Below are 710 nucleotides of genomic sequence, written 5' to 3' on the forward strand. Positions count from 1 at the left end.
TACTCGTCGAACTCACAGCCATACCACCTTCGAGTACGGGGCTGTCACCCTCTCTCGCCGGCCTTTCCAGACCGTTCCTCTGATGCTATGGCTGATGCTGGTTCTGGGCTGCTCCCCGTTCGCTCGCCGCTACTGGGGGAATCTCGGTTGATTTCTTTTCCTCGGGGTACTGAGATGTTTCAGTTCCCCCGGTTCGCCTCATTAACCTATGGATTCAGTTAATGATAGTGCAACGCATTGCACTGGGTTTCCCCATTCGGACATCGCCGGTTATGACGCTTCATATCAGCTTACCGACGCTTTTCGCAGATTAGCACGTCCTTCATCGCCTCTGACTGCCTAGGCATCCACCGTGTACGCTTATTCGCTTAACCTCACAACCCGAAAGAGTCTCGGATTGTTCAGCTTGAGAGACTCCCCAATAATACCTCGTCGATATTACTGAGTGTTTCAATTTTTCAGCTTGTTCCAGATTGTTAAAGAGCTTATATCGCTAAACCGATTATCACTAATCCGCTTAAAGATACCTTGATGACAACGCCTTTCACCCGTTATCCCGCAAGTGGCGTCCCCTAGGGGATTCGAACCCCTGTTACCGCCGTGAAAGGGCGGTGTCCTAGGCCTCTAGACGAAGGGGACCCTATGGTCGGCTTCGCAGACTCCCTTGCTCTCGACTTTCATCAGACAATCTGTTGTGAGCACTGCACTTA

1 tRNA gene and 1 rRNA gene are annotated in these 710 nt (G+C 51.4%); both read right to left on the reverse strand.

Going from position 1 to position 710, the window contains the following annotated elements:
* Window positions 1–374, reverse strand: a 23S ribosomal RNA gene (locus C6H66_RS25505); the annotation flags it as partial.
* 189 nt (window positions 375–563) lie between these two features.
* Window positions 564–639, reverse strand: a tRNA-Glu gene (locus C6H66_RS25510).
* Window positions 640–710 lie beyond the last annotated feature (71 nt).

Source organism: Photorhabdus hindustanensis (genome assembly GCF_002968995.1).
Taxonomy (GTDB): Bacteria; Pseudomonadota; Gammaproteobacteria; order Enterobacterales; family Enterobacteriaceae; genus Photorhabdus; species Photorhabdus akhurstii.